This is a genomic window from Micromonospora halophytica (genome assembly GCF_900090245.1).
GTDB lineage: Bacteria > Actinomycetota > Actinomycetes > Mycobacteriales > Micromonosporaceae > Micromonospora > Micromonospora halophytica.
The window spans coordinates 120,161-139,675 of record NZ_FMDN01000013.1 but is presented as its reverse complement, the minus strand read 5'-3'; the positions used below and the strand labels follow the sequence as shown (position 1 = coordinate 139,675).

Here is a 19,515-nt window from a genome sequence, read left to right as displayed (position 1 = left end):
CCAGCCACGCGGCCGGGACTCGAGATGCTCGACCTGTGCCGGACCATGCGCGATGGCAGCCCGGTGGTCCGCGACCCGGCCAGCGGCGTGTACCAGGTCTTCCGGTACGACGACGCGGTGAGCGTGCTCAACGACCCGGAGACGTTCTCGTCGGACTTCGGCTCCGTCTACCCCGACCAGGTGCAGCTCATGGAGGGCCACATCGGCACGCTCGACCCGCCGCGGCACCACCAGCTGCGGCGCCTGGTCAGCCAGGCGTTCACGCCGCGGTCGGTGGCGCGGCTCAAGGACCGGATCGAGCAGCTGGCCGGGGAGCTGCTCGACCGCGCTCCCGACCCGCACCGGCTCGAGTTCGTGGACGACTTCGCCTACCCGCTGCCGCTCACGGTGATCACCGAGTTGCTCGGTGTGCCCGTGGGGGACCGGCCGCAGTTCAAGGACTGGGCCGACGCTCTGTACGCCGGTGGTGCCTTCGACCCGAACAACGAGTCGGCGGTGAACGCGTCCAAGTCGTTCCACGACTACCTGCTCGACTTGGCCGTCCGGCGCCGCGCCAAGCCCGAGCCCGGCCTGCTCAGCGATCTGGTGACGGCCGAGGTCGACGGCGTGCGGCTCACCGACCGGGAGATCGCCGGGTTCGCCACCGTGCTGCTGCTGGCCGGGCACGTCACGGTCACTCTGTGGCTCGGCAACGCGATCCTGTGCCTGGGGGAGAACCCCGAGGCCGAGGAGCTGGTGCGCCGGCGGCCGGAGGCCATTCCCACCGCGCTGGAGGAGGTGTTGCGCTACCGCAGTCCCGTGGGCATCGTGCCGCGGGTGACGAAGAAGGCCACCGAGCTGCGCGGCGTGGCCATGGAGCCGGGCCAGATCGTGGTGTGCTCGGTGCTGTCGGCCAACCACGACGAGCGGCAGTTCGAGCGGCCCGACGAGTTCGACCCCGAGCGCTCGCCGAACCCGCATCTCGCCTTCAGCAAGGGTATCCACTTCTGTTTCGGCGCGCCGCTGGCCCGGCTCGAGGCGCAGGTCGCGCTCGGTGTGCTGTTGCGCCGCTTCGACCGGATCCGGCTCGATCCGGACCGCCCGATGCGACCGCATCCGGACCCGACCATGAACGGGCCGAAGGAGCTCCATCTGCTCGTCGGATAGCCGGCCGTCCGGCCGTGCCCGGGGTTCGTTGCCCCGGGCGCGGCCACGGGGGTCCGGCACCTGTGAGAAACTGCCGATATGTCTACTGTCCGACTGCGTACCAGCTACGGCGACATCGTGCTCGAGCTCGACGAGGCGAACGCGCCAAAGACCGTCGCGAACTTTCTGAACTACGTCAACTCAGGCCACTACACCGGAACGATCTTCCACCGGGTGATCGGGACCTTCATGATCCAGGGTGGCGGTTTCGACACGAACATGCGCCAGAAGCCCGCTCCCCACCAGGTGGAGAACGAGGCGAAGAACGGACTGAAGAACGTCAAGTACAGCCTGGCCATGGCTCGCACGTCCGATCCGCACTCGGCCGGCGCGCAGTTCTTCATCAACACTGTGGACAACGCGTTCCTCGACTACCCGGGCCAGGACGGGTGGGGGTACGCGGTCTTCGGCAAGGTGACCGAGGGCTTCGACGTCGTCGACCGGATCGCCCAGGTGCCGACCGGTGCCCAGGACGTCCCGCGCGAGCAGATCGTCATCGAGTCGGCCACGGTCGAGTAGAGTCCGCCCTCCTCATCACTTCAACGAAGTGTCAACAACACTTCGTTGAAGTGATGAGATCAACGTATGACAAAGACGAGTACGGTCCGCCGGCGACCGGGCGTCGGCACCCGCGGGGTCGACGACCATGACGTGACCCAGGTAGTGGTTGTTGCTGCTGGCCTCCCCGGCCCGGTGCTCGGCCGGTTTCACCGCCCAGTCCACCACCCGGGGCTCGGCGGCCACCGCCTCGGTGCCGGTGATCCCGGTGACCGTGCCGGGGCGTGGGGGGAGCAGGAACGCGATCGCCGCGCTGCGTACCCCGGTGTCGGTCGGGGTCAGGTCGGGCCGCTCGCCGAGCGCCAGTTGTGCGTACCCCATCGGCAGGTCGATGCCCCTGACCCGGCGGACCAGTTCGGTGATCTGGTTGCCTGCGGGCCGGGGATTGACCTCCACCACCCGGGGCCGTCCGGGGTCGGTCGCAGCTCGGTGTGGGCCATGCCGTGGTCGAACCCGACCGCGGCCAGGGCGGCGGTGGCCGTCGTGCCGACGGCGCGGGCGAGGTCGGGTCGAGGGGCGCGGGGAACATGTGCCCGATCTCCACGAATCCGGAGGTGCCGGCCAGGCTCTTGTCGGTCACCCCGATCACGGTGGTGACGCCGTCCACGGTGGCCGCCTCCACACTCGCTTCCGGCCCGTCCAGCAGTTCCTCCAGCAGCACCAGCGGCGTCCTCGGCTGGCGTCGGGCGTTGACCGGGAAGCCGGCCGGTGCGTCGTACGCCGCCCGCAGTTCGGCCCGGTCGTGCACCCGGCGGACGTACATCCCGGCGCAGAGGTCGACGGGTTTGACCACCAGCGGGTATCCGATGTCGTCGGCCGCGTCGCTGGTAGCGGTCCAGCCCTCGGTCACCGCGAACGCCGGCTGGGGACCCCGGCCCGATGCATCGCCGCGCGGGCCAGGCCCTTGCGGTACGCGCAATCCACCGCCTCCGGTGCTGCGCCGGGCAGGCCCAGGTGCGCGGCGAACCGGGCGGCGGTGCCGAGGTAGTGGTCGCAGGAGGTGACCACCCCGTCGAAGCGCAGCACCCGACGAACGTTGTCCGCAAAGGACGGCAGTCTCGGCAGGTCGTTGGTCTCGTGGGCGCGTTGCGCGGTGAGGCCGCCGGCGGTTCGCCGCCGCCCTGCTGCCGGCACGCGACGCCGGCGCAGAGTAACGAATATCCAGGCATCCCTGCCGGAGGCAGCGTCGTGGCTACTCCTGTTGGCCGTCGACCACGCGGGGCAGAAGCGATGCCGCCGCAGCTACGCACACGCAGACTGCGCTGATGCCGAGGAATGCTGTCCGGTATCCCGTACCGGTGCCGGCCGGCTGCGCCGCGATCGCGACCAGCGCGGCCAGGCCGAGTCCGCCGCCGGCCTGTTTGGCGGTGTTCATCAGTCCCGACGCCGCGCCGGCGTCTTCCGGCGATATGCGGGACGTCACGATTGCGGTCAGGGGCGTGGTCAGCAACCCGCCACCGGCGGCGATCAGCGCTGCCGGTCCGAGAATCCCGCTCAGGTACCCGCCGTCGGGCGCGAGCCGGCTCTGCCAGGCGAAGCCTGCGGCGGCGACGAGCGCCCCGGCGACGACGAGGCGCCGGGCTGGCATCCGCCGCATCAGCCGCGGTGTGACGAGGATGCCGACGGCGAGTGTGAGCACGGTGTGGGGCAGGAAGCCGAGCCCGGTCTGCAGTGGCGAGAAGTTCAGAAGGTCCCGCATGGCCAGGGCGAGGAAGTACCACATCGGATTGAGGGCGGCGCCGGCCAGCAGCATCGTCAGGTTTCCCAGCGCGATGTGCCGGGCGTGCAGCAGCCGCGCGGGAACGAGCGCGGTGTCGGCGGCGCGCACCTCGACGGCGAGAAAAACGGCCAGGGCGAGGACACCGGCTGCTGCGACGGTCACGGTCGGCGCAGTGGTCAGCCCGCGTGCCGGTGCCTGCACCATCGCGTACGCCAGGCAGGTCAGGCCTGCGGTGGCCAGGACTGCGCCGGGCGCGTCCAGCCGGCGGCGGCGCGCCGGCCGGCCGGGCGGTAGGTGTCGCGGCGCCACGGCCAGGGCGATGACGCCGAGCGGGACGTTGATCAGCAGCACGGATCGCCAGGACAGGTACTCCGTCAGCAGGCCGCCGAGCAGGTTGCCCGCGGTCCCACCGGCCAGGCCGACGCCGGTCCAGACGGCCAGGGCGCGGTGTCGTGCCGGGCCGCTGGTGACTGTCGTGGTGAGCAGGGTCAGGGTGACGGGGGCGAGGATGGCCGCGCCGAGGCCCTGCCCGGCCCGGGCGACGCCGAGCAGCGCCACCGTCGGTGCCAGGCCGCCCAGCAGGCTGGCTCCGGTGAACAGCCCGAGCCCGGCCAGGAAGACCCGCCGGTGGCCGTGCAGATCGGCGAGTCGGCCGCCGAGCAGCAGGAAGCCGGCGAAGACCAGCGTGTAGGCGTTGACCGCCCAGGGCAGGTCGATGGCGGCGACGCTCAGTTCCTGCTGCAGCGACGGCAGCGCGACGTTGATGACGGAGACGTCGAGCACCACCATGAACTGTGCCGCGCATGCCAGTGCGATCAGGGCGCCGGGGGATGAGCGGGTGTCTCCCACCTGCTCCACCCCCTGATGTTGTGATACGAATGTATCGTATACGCACGTATCACAAAGGGTGCCGGCAGTAGGGGAGAGCGGATGCCGAGAAGGGTGGACCACGCCGAGCGACGCGGCCACCTGGTGGTCGCGCTCCTGCGGGTGGCGGCGCGTCACGGGCTGCACGCGGTGACGATGCGGTCGGTCGCCGCCGAGGCGGGGGTGTCACTGCGACTGGTGCAGTACTACTTCGACACCAAGGCCGAGCTGCTGCTCGCCGCCCTGCGGCAACTGGAGCAGCAGAGCAGTCAGCGATGGGCCGCACGTGTCGCGGCACTGCCACAGGACACTGATCCCCGCGCGGTTGTCGAGGCGTTCCTGGCCGAGGCGTTGCCCACCGACGGGGCCAGCCGAGACTTCCACCTTGTCTGGACCTCCTACGCCGTCCTCGCGATGACCGACCCCGACCTTGCCGCTCAACCGTTCGTCGACGGTCCACGACGCCTCGAAACCCACCTCGCCGACATCCTGCGCCGCGCCCAGGACCAGGGTCGGCTGCCCGCCGGCCGTGAGCCGGCCGCTGAAGCCACCCGTCTGCTCGCGCTCACCCACGGGCTCGGCACCAGCCTGCTCGTCGGCCACCACAGCGTCGACACCGCGCGAGACGCCGTCACCTATCACCTCGATCAACTGTTCACCGAGGTCGAGCGGTGACACGCCATCAGCCTGCTGCTGACCCACGACCCGGCCAGGCGTCAGAGAGTGTCGGGTAACTCGGTGGCTACTTCTGGTTGAGTTCGTCGTCGAGGCGTCGGGCTGCTTCGGTTCCGATCGGGCCACGGTCTGCAGGTCGATCCCGGCGTGGGTGCGGGCCCATGCCGGCAGCCCGGCGTCGACGCGGTTGACGTGGCCGCCGTCGGTCCGGACCAGGCTGGGCGACCTGGCGAGAGGTGACCCACTGCGGGCGCCGTTCAGGCGGCACCTCGCCTGCAGCTCCTCCAATGTTCTTTGGAATATTGTATATTGGGTGGTGGTTGCCGACGTGGGTGGCTCGGCGAAGAGGATGTGATGACTGACGTGAACGTGTCTCCGCTGCTCGATGAGGGCCTGGGGAACTCGGCGTATCTGCTGGATCTCGGTGGTGGTCGGGCGCTGGCGGTGGACGCGAGCCGTGACCTGCGGGCGGTCGCCGAGCGTCGTGGCCTGCGGATCGCGTATGCCGCTGACACGCACCTGCATGCGGATCTCCTGTCCGGCGCCCGTGACCTGGCGGCCGGCGACGGTGCGCGGGTGCTGGCCTCGGGGCTCAGAAGGCGACGAACGCGCTGTTGCGCGCCGAGTCCGAGGACGCGTTTGACAGCGCTGCCGGGTTCCCTGGGCACGCTCCCGCCGTACTTCCTGGATTCGGTGTCCATCCCGCTGCGCGGGGCGTTCGCCACCTGGCTGGGATGGCTCGTCGACCCCGGCCGCCCGTTGGCCGTGGTTCGCAACGCCGACCAGGATCCGGACGCGGCCGGTGGGCAGCGCAGGTCGATTCCTTCGGTCGACGCCGCGGCGCTGGCCCGCGCCTGCGTGCTGGACATCCGGCAGACCAGCGAGTTCGCCGCCGGTCACGTCCCGGGTGCCCGGAACATCGAACTCGGCGGCCCTGCCGCCGGCTGGTCGGACTGGTCCACCGCGACCGGCTCGAAGCTGGAGGTGGGAGCATGAGTCTGCGCGCCACTCAACGCCCGATCATCCTGGGCCTGCGGCAGAATGCCGCGCAGTTCTTTCTGCTCGTCGCGGTCAATGCCCTCGTGGGCGGGATGCTCGGCCAGGAGCGGACGGTGCTGCCGCTGCTGGCGGAGTCCGAGTTCGGTCAGCAGGCGTACACCGCCGCGCTGACCTACATCCTGGCGTTCGGCGTGGCCAAGGCCGCGACGAACTACTTCGCCGGCACCTGGTCCGACCGCCACGGGCGCAAACCGGTGCTGGTCGCGGGCTGGCTGATCGCCGTCCCGGTACCGCTGCTGCTGATCTGGGCACCCACCTGGGGGTGGGTCGTCGCCGCCAACGTGCTGCTCGGCATCAGTCAGGGCCTGACCTGGTCCACCACAGTGATCATGAAGATCGACCTGGTCGGGCCGGCCCGCCGCGGGTTCGCGATGGGGCTCAACGAGGCCGCCGGCTACGTGGCCGTCGCCGTGACCGCGCTCGCCACCGGGTACCTTGCCGAGGCGTACGGGCTGCGCCCGGCACCGTTCCTGCTCGGGATCGCGTACGCGGCGCTCGGGCTGGGCCTGTCGACGCTCCTGGTGCGAGAAACCCGCGGGCACGCCCGTCTGGAGGCAGCGAACCACGTCGCCCGTGCCGACGGCCGCCACGATCACCTGCATCAGGAGCTGAGCAACCGGCAGGTGTTCACCCAGACCAGCTTCCGCGAGCCCGCGCTGTCGTCGGCCAGCCAGGCCGGGCTGGTGAACAACCTCATCGACGGTCTCGCATGGGGGCTGTTCCCCGTGTTGTTCGCCGCCGCAGGCCTGTCCGTCGGGCGCATCGGCATCCTGGCGGCGCTCTACCCGGTGGTCTGGGGCTTCGGGCAGCTGTTCACCGGCGCACTGTCGGACCGGTGGGGGCGCAAGTGGTTGATCGCCACCGGCATGTGGGTCCAGGCCCTCGGCCTGGCCCTGATCGCCCTCGCCGACGCCTTCACCTGGTGGGCGGTCGCGGCGGTCCTGCTCGGCGCCGGCACCGCCATGGTCTACCCGACGCTGCTGGCCTCCATCGGTGACGTCGCGCACCCGGCGTGGCGGGCCCGCTCGGTCGGCATCTACCGGCTCTGGCGCGACGGCGGCTTCGCGGTGGGTGCCCTGCTCGCCGGTGTCGTCGCCGACGCCTTCGGAATCCGGGCCGCAGTCTGGACCGTCGCCGCCCTCACCGCCGCGTCCGGGCTGGTCGTCGCCGTCAGAATGTACGAGACCCACCAACGCCGGACCTCGGCTCCGTCAGCACCCCAGGGAGGCGCCAATGGGTGACCGAGCCGCCAAGGACGCCCTGTTCGCCGAGTTCGCCGCCGTCGGCAAAGCCCTCGGCAGCCCGAAGCGCCTGGAACTGCTCGACCTGCTCGCCCAGGGCCCCCGCAGCGTCGAGGACCTCGCCAACGCCGCCGACCTCGGGCTGTCCACCTGCTCGGCACACCTGCAACGTCTCCTCGCAGCCGGGCTCGTCGCCACCCGCCGCGACGGCACCCGGATCTGGTACTCCCTGGCCGGCGAGGACGTCGCCGCCCTGTTCGCGAACCTCCGGAGCGTGGCGCAGCGGCACCGACCGCACACCGAGCAAGCCCGCCGGGCCTACCTCGGCCCCGACGACACCAAGCAGGTTGACGTGGCTGAGTTGCTCCGCTGGGCCGAGGCCGGCGACGTCGTTGTCCTCGACGTCCGACCGGCACCGGAGTACGCCGCCGGGCATCTGCCCGGCGCGGTGTCCATACCACTCGACGAACTCGAGGACAGGCTGATCGAACTGCCCGAAGACCGAGAGGTCATCGCCTACTGCCGCGGTGCCTACTGCGCCCTCGCCCACGACGCGGTCCGGCTACTCACCGCCCACGGCCGGCAGGCACGACGCGCCACCGACGGCGTCCTGGAATGGCGGGTGGCCGGCCTGCCCGTCCAGGCCCAGGCCGCCTGAACCCGGCCACCGAAACCTGTTCGGCATCCCCGCCCGCCACGAGTGTGCGCCCCGGCAGTCGCGGCAATCCAGCGAAAGGCATGCGTTAGGGGCCTTTTGCCCTACTCGGTCCACTACCAGCGATGTTTACTGACGGCATGAAGGTGTTGCTCATCATCAACGGCCCGGCCTACGGCTCTGACGAGACATTCAACGCCGTACGGCTCGCCATGGCCCTGGCCAAGCGCGAAGACACCGAGCCCCGGCTGTTTCTCATGGGTGACGCGGTCACGTGCGCGATAGCCGGACAGAAGACCCCGGACGGCTACTACACCCTGGACCGCATGCTGAAATCGTTCGCCCGCCACGGCGGCCAGATCGCCTGCTGCGGAACCTGCTTGGACGCCCGCGGCCTGACCGAGGGCCACCTCATCCCCGAGGCAACCCGCTCCACAATGGACGAACTCGCCGCATGGACGGTCGAAGCCGACCGGGTTCTCACCTTCTGACGGGGTGTCTGATCGCGGCCCACCCGGCACGGGCGGAGTCGATGCCGGTGTTGCGGGCGGCCGCCGGACCGCCGTCGGCGCGGGTGATCACCCGCAGCCGCGGCTCGGCGGTGTAGCGCCGGCCGCGCTCGACGACCGTGTCGCCGGTGGATCCGTCGTAGGGGAGCGCGACCGGTTCAGCAGGCGTGGTCACCTGCTCCCGGTAGGGGTGTCGCCCTCGGCCCCGACCCCGGCGCGGTCAGCGTAAGTGGTTGTGCGGTCGATAGGGGTCGCCCCCCGGCGGGGTTCCCGGCATCATCGTGCCTGCGACGACCGCCCCGTCCACCAGCCGACGGCGGCTGCCGGAACTCTCGCGACCCTTCTGTGGGAAGGAACTACCTTGTCCACTCGTCGTCAACTGCTGCGCCTCGGCGCGGCGTCGGGCATCGTCGGGGCGACGGGTGGCCTGGCCAGCCTCGCCGGACAGTTGGGTGCAGCTCCGGCCAGGGCAGGAGTCGCCTCCCCGACGACCACGCCCGTGACCCCGTTCACCGTGCCGTTGACGGTGCCGCAGACCCTGCGCCCGGTGCTGCGGACCGCCACCACCGACTACTACTCGGTCACCATGCACCGGAGGCGGCTGGAGATCGTGCCGGGCACCCGTACCGAGGTGTACACCTACAACGGTGACCTGCCCGGTCCGACGATCCGCGCCACGTCGGGTCGGCGGGTGGTGGTACGCCAGCGCAACCGGCTGAACATGCCCACGGCGGTGCACCTGCACGGCGGCGCCAACGCCCCCGGCGACGACGGCTCGGGCGACGCCACGATTCCGCCCGGCGGCGAGCGCGTCTACAACTATCCGAACCGGCAGCCGCACGCCACGCTCTGGATGCACGACCACACCCACCACATGGAGGCCGAGCACCTCTACCGGGGCCTGTCCAGCCTCTACCTGCTCACCGACCGCACGGAGGCGGCGCTTCCGTTGCCGCGGGGCCGGTTCGATGTCCCGCTGATGCTGCGCGACGCGCACCTGGACGCCAACGCCCAGTTGGTCTGGACGATGGACGACGCCGACAGCCGGACCACCCTGCTGGTCAACGGGCGGCCGTGGCCGCGCTTCGAGGTGGAGGCCCGCCGCTACCGGTTCCGCTTGGTCAACTCCAGCAACCTGCGGTTCTTCCTGCTGCGGCTCGCCGACGGCGGGGAGATCACGGTGATCGGCTCCGACGGCGGCCTGCTGGAGGCGCCGGTCACCATGCCGTACCTGCTGCTCTCACCGGGGGAACGGCTCGACGTCGTGGTCGATTTCGCCCGCTACCAGCCGGGCACCTCCGTGGTGCTGCAGAACCTGATGGGGCCGGGTCCGGCCGAGCAGGTCGGCCAGGTGATGCGCTTCGACGTCGTACGGGCCAAGGGGCCGGACCGCACTTCGGTGCCGCAGCGGCTACGTGCCCTGCCTCCGCTGCCGACACCGACCGTGCGCCGCAACATCGAGCTGCGGATGGACGAGCCGGGCTCCGGGGGACACCAGGCGTACATCGACGGGAAGGTCTTCGATCCGGCCCGGATCGACACCACCATCGCCTGGGGCAGCACCGAGGAGTGGACGGTGACCAACGCCAACGTCCTCATGCCGCACAACTTCCATATGCACCTGGTGCAGTTCCGGGTGCTCGACCGCAACGGCGCACCGGCCGATCCCACCGAGTCCGGCCTGAAGGACACGGTGATCGTCTGGCCCGGGCAGAGCGTGCGGCTGCAGGCCACCTTCGACACCTGGCGTGGCGTCTACCCGTACCACTGCCACATGGTCGACCACAGCGCGATGGGCATGATGGCCAATCTCAGGATCATCTGATCCAGGACCTTGAGAAGGGTGGCTGCGCGTAACGTTGGTCGGCGGCGCCGGGGCCGGCGGCCAGCGTGCGTGCGGCGGCGGGCTCACGGCGGCCTCCGGGCCGCCGTGAGCGACGTCCTGCGGGCGGCCCGGCTCGCGGAGGCTTGGCGATAGCGTTTCGCCGCTTGTTCAACTCTGGCAGATGTTCACCGCCGTCCTGATACTGGTGACGGTCCGGACCGGGTGGGCGGGGTCCCGGCAGTTCCTGCCGCCGCGCACGCCGCGACGCCGGCGTGGCCGACCCTGAGTGGCGGCATGTCCGGCGCCACCCGACCGGTCGACCGCGAGGCGCCAGGCTGGTGTCGACGCTGTCCGTGGCGGGCAACCTCCCTGCCGACGTCGGCACGGCCCGCTCGGCCTGGGAACATCGGGGCGCGGGCGGTCGGGCGTGACCGCGACGGCGGGCGTGACGGCACCGGCCAGCAGGAACAGCACGGGCACCGGACTGACCCGGACCCGGAAGGTGAACCCCCGCATCTGCCACCCCCACCTCGTGGGTCTCGTCCTCCTCGATTCGCCACCCCCGCTCTTCCGGCCTGAGGTGCACGTCAGGCCGGAATGGATCGGTGATTCCAGCAATGTCGCCGGTCTGACCGCCATCGATCTGCCACGCAACGCGACAGATTTAAGCATGTGATTGCAATGCGCGGGCTGCCGTGTATGGGCCAGTTGGGTTCGCCGGGGCGTGCAGCGCCTGAAACTGAGGGGTGTATCGCACCAAGATCCTCGCTACACTGGCCCGGCGAACGTCCATGTTGATCGATGGACTGTCGCTGCTCTGGCGGCAATCGAATTGGCTACGACAGGCGGTTGGCAACCAACGATGCTGGTTCGCGCGGGGGAATGGCGGGATCGCGTGCAGTGCCGCTCGCGCCGCCCGGAGGTGGCACGGGTCGATGCCGTCGGCCGCACCGTCGCACCTGCCACCCGACCGCTCCGGGATCTCTGCACCGCCGTGTCCATCGATCGGCAGGCATCGACGCACAGGGTCGTGCGCCGCAGCCGGCTGCCAGTCCGGAGCGCAGGCCTGGTCACTCGTCACTGATTCGCTGGTCGTGCATGTCCACCCGAAGGAGGCACAGATGGAGGCAACGGGTCGGGATCGGCGACTGCGACGGCTGTGGGGTTCGGTCAGCGGGCGCACCGTGCTCATGCCGATCGACCAACCGGTGACGATGGGACCGATCGCCGGACTCGACGCCATCGACGCGCAGCTCACCCGGCTGCTGGCAGGCGCGCCGAACGCCATCATCGGTCATCGCGGTGTGCTGCGCCGCGTTCCGGCCGAGGCTGCTCGCTCCACGAGCGTCGTCATGCACCTCTCCGCCGGCACCGCCCTGTCGGGTCGCGGTCACGTCAAGAAGCTCACCGGTGACGTCGTCGAAGCCGTACAGCTCGGTGCCGACGCGGTCTCGGTGCAGGTCACCTTCGGCGTACCCGAGGAGACCGACATGCTGCACGACCTCGCACAGGTGGCCGCCGGCTGCTCTCGGTGGGGCATGCCGCTGCTGGCGATGGTGTACGTGGCGGGCATCGATCCGGCCGAGGCTCCGGAGAAGATCGCGCACGGTGCTCGCGCCGCGGCGGAGTTGGGCAGCGACATCGTCAAGGTTCCCTACACCGGCTCCGCCGACTCCTTCGCGACCGTCGTCGCCGGCTGCTTCGCGCCCGTGGTGATGGCTGGAGGTGAGCCCTCCGACTCCTGGGAAGACGTCCTGCTCGACGTCAAGGACGCCCTGTCGGCCGGAGCCGCGGGTGTCTGCATCGGGCGCAAGGTGCAGCAGCACAGTGCGCCCGACGAGGCCCTGGCGGATCTGCATGCGCTGGTGCACGCGAACAACCTCGGCTGACCCGACGAAGGAGGCACGACCGTGTCTGACAGCGATCCGCTGATCCCCCTCTGGTGCGACCTGTCGCACCTGCGCGAGGGCTTGCACGACATGGTGGCCGCAGTCGTGCAGGCACCCGTCCGGGGCGTCATGGTGCCGCCGGACGCGGTGCCCGAGACCGCGCTGCCCGAGCGGGTGGAGGTGGCGGTGCTGGCCACCGAGCCGGCTCAGCTCGACAAACTCGACCCGTCCCGGGCGCTGACCGTCATCGCGGCTGACACCGCGACACTGGCCGCGATCCCGGGCGGCGGCCGTTGGCGCCGAGGCCGCTGGATCGACGTCACCGACGCCGAGACGATGCAGGAGGCCGTGGCGGCTCTGGGCCAGGTCGACGTCCTCCTGGTCAGCTTCGCCGACGAGACGAACATCCCGCTGGAACTCATCGTGGCCGAGGCGCAGTCACGACGCACCACGGTCGTCAAGCGGGTGCACAACGCGGTGGACGCCATGGTCACCCGGGGCGTACTCCAACACGGTCCGGACGCGATGCTGCTGCGCGTCGACAACGCCGGCGAGGTGGCCAGGCTCTCCCGCGAGCTGCTGGAGCGCCGCACCGAGCAGCTCGACCTGGTCGCCGCCGAGGTGACCGCCGTCCGCTCCATCGGCATGGGCATGCGGGGCTGCGTCGACACCGCCGACCTGTTCGAGCCGGACGAGGGGATCCTCGTCGGCTCGACCTCCTCGGGCGGGTTGCTGGTCTGCGCCGAGGTGCACTACCTGCCGTACATGAACCTGCGTCCGTTCCGGGTCAACGCCGGCGCGGTGCACTCCTACGTCTGGACCCCGGCCGGACGAACCGCCTACATCACCGACCTCAGCGCGGGTGAGCAGGTGCTCGCCGTCTCCACCACCGGGCGCGCCCGGCCGGTGCTGGTCGGCCGGATCAAGTCCGAGATGCGCCCGCTGCGCCTGATCGAGTGCCGGCTCGGCGACTCCACCATCAACACCATCGTCCAGGACGACTGGCACGTACGGCTGTTCGACGCCGACGGCGCGGTACGCAACTGCACCTCCATCGCCGTCGGTGACCGGATGCTGGCGATGGCCGCCGCACCCGGTCGTCACGTCGGCATTCCGGTCAGCGAAGCGATCAAGGAGAACTGACATGGCCGACGGCGACAGCACCCTCAACCAGCTCGTGTCGCTGCTGCTGCAACGGCAGGGCAACCCGGCCGACTCGATCGGCGCCGACGACCGGCTGCTCGACCTGGGGGTCGACTCGATCGACATGGCATACCTGATGTCGCACTTCGAGCGCCGCTACGACGCCGACTTCGCCGACGAGGACTTCGAGCTGACCCGGTACGTCACGGTGGCCGACCTGGCCAAGGCGATCGACGCGCGGATCCATGGTTGACGGTGCGGCGGCTCTCCGCCGCCCCCCGGTGCTCGACCCGGAACTCTCCCTCGGCTGGGATGACGGTCCGCTGGACGGCCTGAGCTGTCTGCTGCGCTGCGTCGAGTCGGCGCTGCGGGCGCAGGGCCTCTCCAATCCGGAGATCGCGCAGGCCCTCGCGGTGCCGTTGGACCTGCGCGGTGACCGGCGGAGGTCCTCGTCGTTCCGGCACGGACACCTGCACTGGCGCAACGCCGTGGACGGCCGGCAGCACTGGGCCGAGTTCGTCGCGTTGGTCGAATCCGGCACGCCCTGCGTGCTGATGCCGGACCGCTACTACTGGCCCGGCGACGAGTTCGAGGGGGTCAAGCACTTCCTCGACCACATGGTCCTGGCGGTCGCACACGCCGACGGGGTGCTCGAGGTGCTGGACACCGACGCGCCGCCGTCCGACGGGTACCGACGGTGGATCCCGGTCACACCGGAGGTGGTGCGTGGCTGCTGCCGGTTCGCCACCGTGCACGTCACACCGGTGCCGGATGACGCCGCCACCTTGCGTGCCACGCTGCTGGAGCCGACCGCGACCGCGCTGGGGGAGGACCTGCCGGCGCTGCGCACGATCGAGCGGCGGTGGCGACGCGACGGCCTCACCGGCTCCGCCGCCCGAGCCCTGCACGTGGTGGTACTGGGCGCGGTGCAGCCATCGCTGTTCCTGATCGCCACGGCCGTCCGCCAGACCCACCCCGGGCTGGCCGACGAGCTGCTGACCGCCTCACGGGCGGCGCAGCGGCTCGGCAAGGCCCTGATCGGGGCGCACCGGTGGGCCGGGGCGCAGGCCGACGACACGTCCGTCTACGACCCGGTGCTCGGCGCCTTCACCGCCTGCGAGGCGGCGCTCACCCGGCTCAGCGACGAGCTGCACCGGCAACTCGGCCTGCAACCGCCGCCCGCCGCCGACCCGGACCAGGATGACGACGGCGTCTGGCGACGGGTCGTGCGCAACCAGGCGTGGTGCTACGGCGACCAGGTCGCCCCGGCCCGGAGCGAGGAGAGCACGCGATGACCGGAGCCGCGCCACTCGACCTGAGCGAATCCGCGGCGCTGCGGCGGCGCGCGGTGGCGGTGGACGCCACCCTCGCCTACGAGGGCTACGTCCTGCAGCGCGACCGTCTGGTGGACGGCGCGTACCCGCTGTTCGGCGAGCGGGCATCCGGCGCCCACGTCTGGGACGTCGACGGTAACCGCTACCTCGACCTCATCCTGGCCTACGGCACGATCATCCTGGGTCACGCCGACCCGGTGGTCTCCGAGGCGGTGGTGCGGGAGATCCGCGACGGCTTCGCCATCACCCTGCGCAAGCGGGTCCAGGTCGAACTCGCGGAGCTGCTCACCGCGATGATCCCCCATGCGGAGAAGGTGTTCCTGCTCAAGACCGGATCGGACGCCACCAGCGCCGCGGTCCGGCTCAGTCGCGTGCACACCGGACGTGACCGGGTGATCCGGTGGGGATACAACGGCTGGCACGACTGGTGCGCCACCAGACCGGGCGGGGTGCCCCCCGAGGCCCAGGCCGTGGTGGACACCTTCGACTACAACGACCTGGACAGCCTGCGGCGGGTGTTCGAGAAGCATCCCGGTCAGACGGCGTGTCTGCTGATGATGCCGTTCGAGGTGGAGCCGCCCGCGCCGGGATTCCTGGCCGGCGCGGCGGAGCTGGCCCGGGAGCACGGTGCGCTCTTCGTGCTCGACGAGATGCGTTCCGGTTTCCGGATGGCGCCGGGTGGGGCGCAGGAGCGCTACGACGTCCGGGCCGACCTGGTGACCTTCAGCAAGGCCATGGCGAACGGCTACCCCATCGCCGCCCTGGTCGGTCGCGAGGAGGTCATGCGGGCCGTGGGCGAGGTGCACATCAGTTCCACGTTCCACGTCAACGGCGCCGAGATGGCAGCCGCGGTGGCGACCATCAACCAGCTCCGCGACGGTCGTCTCCTCACCCACGTCGAGCGTCTCGGCGAGCGGCTCCAGGCGGGTCTGCGTGACCAACTCGCCGGGCACGGGGTGCCGGGACGGGTGCTCGGGGTGCCCCAGATGCCGTTCCTGCGGTTCACCGACCCCGACGAGGCGACGCGGACCCGCGCGCACGACGCGTTCTACACCGAGACCACCCGTCGCGGTCTGCTGCTGCATCCCAACCACCACTGGTACGTGTCGGCAGCGATGACCGACGACGACGTCGACGCCGCGCTGGAGGCGACCGCAGCGGGCTTCCGTGCCGCCGAGAGGGCCGCCCATGGCTGAGTCGCGCCGGCGAGAGGTCGTCGACCGGATCCGCGAGCTGCTTGCCCGGCAACGCACCCGAACCGAGGTCGACGAACTCGGCGAGCACGAGCCGGTGGCCGTGCTCGGAATCGACTCCGTCACCCTGATCACCATCGCCGCCGAGCTGAACCAGCGGTGGGATCTGACGGTCCCGGACGACGCCGTGCTCGATCCCGCCGCCTCACTGGCGTCCCTCGCCGACGCGGCTGTCGCACCGGCCGGCCGGGACGACGGCCGACTCGACGTGGTCGGCATGGGCGCGGTCGGACCCGCCGGCCGTGGCGTGCCGGCACTCTGGGCGGGCCTGCTGTCCGAACGGGCGTACCGGCTGCCCATGCCGTACGAGCCCGCCCGCGGGCACCGCCTCGGCGCGGTGCCCGGCGCGTCCCCTGCCGACGTGGTGGCGCCCGACCGTCTGCTGGAGCTGGTCCTCGTCGCGGCGCAGGAGTGTCTCAGCGGCCGGCATCCGGACCGGCGCAGCGGTGTCACACTCGTCGTCGGGACCACCGACACCGGCGGCAACGCCCTGGGGCACGCGCTGCGGGCGCAGGGCGACGACGCGGCGGCGCTGGCCGGCTGGATCGCCGATCGGGCTGCGGAACAGCTCGGTCTCGGTGCGGCGGCCACCGTCGGAAGCGCCTCCGCCTCCGGTGCCGTGGCGCTGGGTTACGCGCGGGACCTGCTCCTCGCCGACGAGGCCGAGGAGGTGCTCGTCGTCGGCGCCGACACGGTGTCCCGATCGGCCTTTCACGGGCTGGCGGCGCTGCGAACGCTCGGGGTGGACGGCTGCCGGCCGTTCCACGCGAACCGGCGTGGCATCGCCCTGTCCGAGGCCGCCGCGGCCTGCCTGCTGCGGCGCCCGACCCCGGAGGCGGGCGACACCGTCCTCGGCCGTCTCGCCGGGTACGGGGCGAGCAGCTGGACGACCCACATGGCGGCGCCCGAGTCCGCCGGGATCGAGCTGGCGCTGCGCCGGGCGCTGGCCGCCGCGGCGCTGACGCCGTCGGACGTCTCGTTCGTCAACGCCCACGGCCCCGGCACGAAGCTCGGCGACGTCGCCGAGATGCGGGCGCTGGCGGACGTCTTCGGGGACCGCGTGCGCACGCTGCCGATCAACAGCGTCAAGGGCCTGCTCTGGCACTGCCAGGGCGCGGCGGGGATCATCGAGTCGCTGGCCTGTCTGCTGTCGCTGCGGCACGGGACGCTGACCGCGACGACCGGGGCGGAACCGCTCGATCCGGAGTGGGAGGGCTACGACATCGTGACAGAGCAACGTGAGGTCGCCGACGCCCGGTCGGCCATCTCCGTCTCCTGCGGCCTCGGCGGCGTCAACACCGCCCTGGTGTGGGAGCGGGCATGACGGCCACGATCTCCACGGCGTGGTTGGCCGCCGGTGGCAGCGATCGATTCGACCTCGACGAGGCGACGGCGAACCGGCGGCGGGGGCGCGACGGCTGGCCCGCCGAGCCCGCGTTCGCTCGCATCGTGGTCGACCGGTTCACCGACGTCGTCGGTCGGGTCGTCAAGGCGGCAGGGCTGGACGAGGCCGCTCGCCGGGACACCGAGATGGCGGTGGGCACCCTGTACGGCATGGCGCGGGTCGGCGAGGTCATGCACGAGCAGCTCGACCTCGCCGGCCCGAGGTGGTTGGCGCCGGAGATGTTCGTCTACTATTCGCCGCACTCGCTGGTCTCCGCCGCGGCGATGGCGCACGGGCTGGGCGGCGCGGCGACCACGCTGCTCGGGCGCGACGGCGGGACACAGGCCCTCGGCCACGCCGTCCGGCGGCTGACGACCGGTCAGGCCGAGACGGTCGTGGTGGGCGGCTACGAGGCGTTGACCCCGTTCGCCGACGCGGCGCTGGATCGGCTCGCGGTGCCGCATCACGCCGAGTTCGGCGAGGTGGCGGCGGTGTTGCTCGGCCGGGAGGCCGACGGAGCCGGCCGCCGGCTCTTCGTCGCTCGGGGGGTGACGAACAGCCGGGACCTGCACGACGTGCTGGACGCCGCCGGGGTCGCGCCGGACGCCGTCTCCGATGCTCGGTTGTGTGGCGGCACCGTCGCCGATCAGCACGCCGCCAGGGCCGACTTCGCGGTGACCCTGCCCCGGGTCCGGACCTGGGTCGGCGGTGCTTCCTCGCCGGCGGTCGGCCCGATCAGAGCCCTGGCCGAGGCCGTCGGTCCGCCGGGCGACGAACCCCCCGGCGCGGTCATCGTGGTGGCCGGCCGGGCCCGCACGTGGGACGTGGTGCTGCTGCGATGAGCGACGCGCCCTGGTTCGTGGACGCGCTGGCCGAGGTCGCCCGCCGCCATCCCGGCCGGCCAGCGGTCGTCACCGCCGAGGAGATCCTCACCTATGCCGAGCTGATGCGAAGGGCGGAGCGACTCGCGTCGCGCCTGGGCGGCCGACCGGCCGTCCTCGCGCGGTGTGCCGCCCGGGTCGCCGAGGCGGTCACGGCCGCCACGATCGCGGATGTGCCGTTGCTGGTCGGCGACCCGAAGGCCAGCGAGGCCGAACGCACCCGCGCGGCTGCGCTGTTCCGCGCCGACCACATCCTGCCCCTGGACGCAGAGCCGGTCCGGGCGCCGCACCGTCCCGAGCAGGGCGGCACGCCCGAGCCGGGCAGCCCCGCCGGCCTGGGGCTGTCCACCTCCGGCAGCGAGGGCTGGCCGAAATGCGTGGAGCGACCCTGGGCGGCCGTGACCGCCAACTCCCGCGCGTTCGCCGAAGCGCTGGAACTGTCCGAGGGCGAGACTCTCGCCTGCACCACGCCGCCGCACCACAGCTACGCCCTCTGCGGTGGCATCGTCACGACGCTGACCGCCGGCGCCACCTACGTGGCCCTGGACCGGCAGCCCGGTCCCCGTACCGTGGCCGCCGCCCTCGACCGACGCCGGGTGGCGGTGCTGCTCTCCGTACCGCTGCTGTACCGGTGGTTCTCCGCCGGACTCAGCACCCGACAGCGGCCCCGGCTGTGTGTCTCGGCGGGCGCGCCGCTGCCGCCTGAAGACCGGCAGCGCTGGACGGCGACGGTCGGCTGGCCCATCGGCGAGCACTACGGCACCTCGGAGCACGGGATGCTGACGCTCGACACCGAGTCGGTGCCCGGCTCGGTGGGGCGGCCACTCGCCGGGGTCACCCTCGGCGTCGATCCCGCCCCCGGCCCCGGTGACGTCGTCGTACGCTGCGCCGGCCCGGCGACCCGGGTGCACACCGGCGGACCGTCGACGGGCGTCACCGTCGGTGCGCCGGACGGCCCGACCTCCACCGGCGACATCGGCCGGCTCGACACCGACGGCCGGCTCTACCTGCTCGGACGCCGCGGCGGCACGCTCAACGTGGCCGGCAACAAGGTCTCGACCGTCGAGGTGGAGGAAGCGCTGCGGCTGTTCCCCGCCGTACGGGAGTGCGCGGTCGTGGGTGCGCCGGGCGCCGTGGGGGACCAGGAGGTCGTGGCGTTCGTGGAGACCGGGCACGAGCTGGACCACCGCTCGCTCGTCTCGTTCCTGCGCGGACGGCTGGCACCGTACAAGGTGCCGACCCGGATCGTGGTCGTCGACCGGCTGCCCCGCAACCCGAACGGCAAGCTGCTCCGCTCCGAACTGCTGCGCGGGCTGGCCGACGGGACGTGGCGCTGA

At 71.6% G+C, this 19,515-nt stretch carries 20 protein-coding genes and 1 pseudogene; 16 read left to right on the top strand and 5 right to left on the bottom strand.

Going from position 1 to position 19,515, the window contains the following annotated elements:
• Nucleotides 1-24: 24 nt before the first annotated feature.
• Together GA0070560_RS17945 and GA0070560_RS17940 are read left to right on the top strand one after the other, a co-directional pair.
• Complete coding sequence (locus tag GA0070560_RS17945; protein ID WP_170839461.1) at nucleotides 25-1,146, top strand: cytochrome P450; 1,122 nt, start codon at nucleotides 25-27, stop codon at nucleotides 1,144-1,146.
• Between the two features lie 78 nt (nucleotides 1,147-1,224).
• Complete coding sequence (locus tag GA0070560_RS17940) at nucleotides 1,225-1,704, top strand: peptidylprolyl isomerase (RefSeq protein ID WP_091298807.1); 480 nt, start codon at nucleotides 1,225-1,227, stop codon at nucleotides 1,702-1,704.
• A 15-nt stretch (nucleotides 1,705-1,719) separates the two neighbouring features.
• Here the strand turns inward: GA0070560_RS17940 and GA0070560_RS29080 are convergent, their stop codons facing one another.
• From GA0070560_RS29080 to GA0070560_RS17930, 4 genes and pseudogenes are all read right to left on the bottom strand, one after another.
• Entirely contained in the window at nucleotides 1,720-2,139 is a 420-nt protein-coding gene (locus GA0070560_RS29080) for a hypothetical protein (protein WP_211565899.1), read from the bottom strand.
• A 127-nt stretch (nucleotides 2,140-2,266) separates the two neighbouring features.
• Nucleotides 2,267-2,593, bottom strand: a pseudogene (locus GA0070560_RS30070) (ATP-grasp domain-containing protein); the annotation flags it as partial.
• Complete coding sequence (locus GA0070560_RS29070) at nucleotides 2,590-2,877, bottom strand: ATP-grasp domain-containing protein (protein ID WP_211565897.1); 288 nt, start codon at nucleotides 2,875-2,877, stop codon at nucleotides 2,590-2,592. The gene GA0070560_RS29070 and the pseudogene GA0070560_RS30070, both read right to left, overlap by 4 nt.
• A gap of 58 nt (nucleotides 2,878-2,935) precedes the next feature.
• Nucleotides 2,936-4,432 (bottom strand): MFS transporter, encoded by a 1,497-nt coding sequence (locus GA0070560_RS17930; RefSeq protein ID WP_211565895.1) that lies wholly within the window; start codon nucleotides 4,430-4,432, stop codon nucleotides 2,936-2,938.
• Between GA0070560_RS17930 and GA0070560_RS17925 the strand changes: the two genes are divergently transcribed.
• From GA0070560_RS17925 to GA0070560_RS17905, 5 genes are all read left to right on the top strand, one after another.
• Nucleotides 4,394-5,005, top strand: a complete 612-nt coding sequence (locus GA0070560_RS17925) for a TetR/AcrR family transcriptional regulator (protein WP_091298803.1) — start codon at nucleotides 4,394-4,396, stop codon at nucleotides 5,003-5,005. The two genes, GA0070560_RS17930 and GA0070560_RS17925, sit on opposite strands and share 39 nt — an antisense overlap.
• 354 nt (nucleotides 5,006-5,359) lie before the next feature.
• Entirely contained in the window at nucleotides 5,360-6,001 is a 642-nt protein-coding gene (locus tag GA0070560_RS28205) for a rhodanese-like domain-containing protein (RefSeq protein WP_139131518.1), read from the top strand.
• Nucleotides 5,998-7,305 (top strand): MFS transporter, encoded by a 1,308-nt coding sequence (locus GA0070560_RS17915; RefSeq protein ID WP_091298800.1) that lies wholly within the window; start codon nucleotides 5,998-6,000, stop codon nucleotides 7,303-7,305. The genes GA0070560_RS28205 and GA0070560_RS17915 overlap by 4 nt, the downstream gene beginning before the upstream one ends.
• Nucleotides 7,298-7,963, top strand: coding sequence for an ArsR/SmtB family transcription factor (locus tag GA0070560_RS17910; protein WP_091298796.1), 666 nt, complete (start codon nucleotides 7,298-7,300; stop codon nucleotides 7,961-7,963). The genes GA0070560_RS17915 and GA0070560_RS17910 overlap by 8 nt, the downstream gene beginning before the upstream one ends.
• Before the next feature lie 122 nt (nucleotides 7,964-8,085).
• The gene (locus GA0070560_RS17905) at nucleotides 8,086-8,451 is read left to right on the top strand and encodes a DsrE/DsrF/TusD sulfur relay family protein (protein WP_211565894.1); all 366 of its coding nucleotides are present in this window, start codon (nucleotides 8,086-8,088) and stop codon (nucleotides 8,449-8,451) included.
• Here the strand turns inward: GA0070560_RS17905 and GA0070560_RS17900 are convergent.
• A complete protein-coding gene (locus tag GA0070560_RS17900; RefSeq protein WP_091298792.1) occupies nucleotides 8,441-8,644 on the bottom strand; it encodes a glycosyltransferase family protein in 204 nt (67 codons plus the stop codon). The genes GA0070560_RS17905 and GA0070560_RS17900 overlap by 11 nt on opposite strands.
• A gap of 186 nt (nucleotides 8,645-8,830) precedes the next feature.
• Here GA0070560_RS17900 and GA0070560_RS17895 point away from each other — a divergent pair, with 186 nt between their 5' ends.
• The 9 genes from GA0070560_RS17895 to GA0070560_RS17855 all read left to right on the top strand — a co-directional run bounded on the left by GA0070560_RS17895 (nucleotide 8,831) and on the right by GA0070560_RS17855 (nucleotide 19,515).
• Nucleotides 8,831-10,294, top strand: coding sequence for a multicopper oxidase family protein (locus GA0070560_RS17895; RefSeq protein ID WP_091298787.1), 1,464 nt, complete (start codon nucleotides 8,831-8,833; stop codon nucleotides 10,292-10,294).
• Nucleotides 10,295-11,085: 791 nt separating this feature from the next.
• On the top strand, nucleotides 11,086-12,183 hold the full coding sequence (locus GA0070560_RS17890) for a class I fructose-bisphosphate aldolase (protein WP_091298784.1): 1,098 nt from the start codon (nucleotides 11,086-11,088) through the stop codon (nucleotides 12,181-12,183).
• Between the two features lie 21 nt (nucleotides 12,184-12,204).
• Nucleotides 12,205-13,326: a 3-dehydroquinate synthase II domain-containing protein gene (locus GA0070560_RS17885; protein WP_091298780.1), complete on the top strand. Its 1,122-nt coding sequence runs from the start codon at nucleotides 12,205-12,207 to the stop codon at nucleotides 13,324-13,326.
• A 1-nt stretch (nucleotide 13,327) separates the two neighbouring features.
• Nucleotides 13,328-13,579 (top strand): acyl carrier protein, encoded by a 252-nt coding sequence (locus GA0070560_RS17880; protein WP_091298776.1) that lies wholly within the window; start codon nucleotides 13,328-13,330, stop codon nucleotides 13,577-13,579.
• Nucleotides 13,572-14,621 carry a hypothetical protein gene (locus GA0070560_RS17875; RefSeq protein WP_139131517.1) on the top strand — a complete coding sequence of 350 codons (1,050 nt, stop codon included), beginning with the start codon at nucleotides 13,572-13,574 and terminating at the stop codon, nucleotides 14,619-14,621. The genes GA0070560_RS17880 and GA0070560_RS17875 overlap by 8 nt, the downstream gene beginning before the upstream one ends.
• Nucleotides 14,618-15,856 (top strand): aspartate aminotransferase family protein, encoded by a 1,239-nt coding sequence (locus tag GA0070560_RS17870; RefSeq protein ID WP_091298770.1) that lies wholly within the window; start codon nucleotides 14,618-14,620, stop codon nucleotides 15,854-15,856. Before GA0070560_RS17875 ends, GA0070560_RS17870 begins: the two co-directional genes overlap by 4 nt.
• Nucleotides 15,849-17,237 carry a beta-ketoacyl synthase N-terminal-like domain-containing protein gene (locus GA0070560_RS17865; RefSeq protein WP_091298767.1) on the top strand — a complete coding sequence of 463 codons (1,389 nt, stop codon included), beginning with the start codon at nucleotides 15,849-15,851 and terminating at the stop codon, nucleotides 17,235-17,237. Before GA0070560_RS17870 ends, GA0070560_RS17865 begins: the two co-directional genes overlap by 8 nt.
• Nucleotides 17,234-18,139 carry a beta-ketoacyl synthase N-terminal-like domain-containing protein gene (locus GA0070560_RS17860; protein ID WP_091298764.1) on the top strand — a complete coding sequence of 302 codons (906 nt, stop codon included), beginning with the start codon at nucleotides 17,234-17,236 and terminating at the stop codon, nucleotides 18,137-18,139. The genes GA0070560_RS17865 and GA0070560_RS17860 overlap by 4 nt, the downstream gene beginning before the upstream one ends.
• Nucleotides 18,136-19,515, top strand: a complete 1,380-nt coding sequence (locus GA0070560_RS17855; protein WP_091298762.1) for a class I adenylate-forming enzyme family protein — start codon at nucleotides 18,136-18,138, stop codon at nucleotides 19,513-19,515. Before GA0070560_RS17860 ends, GA0070560_RS17855 begins: the two co-directional genes overlap by 4 nt.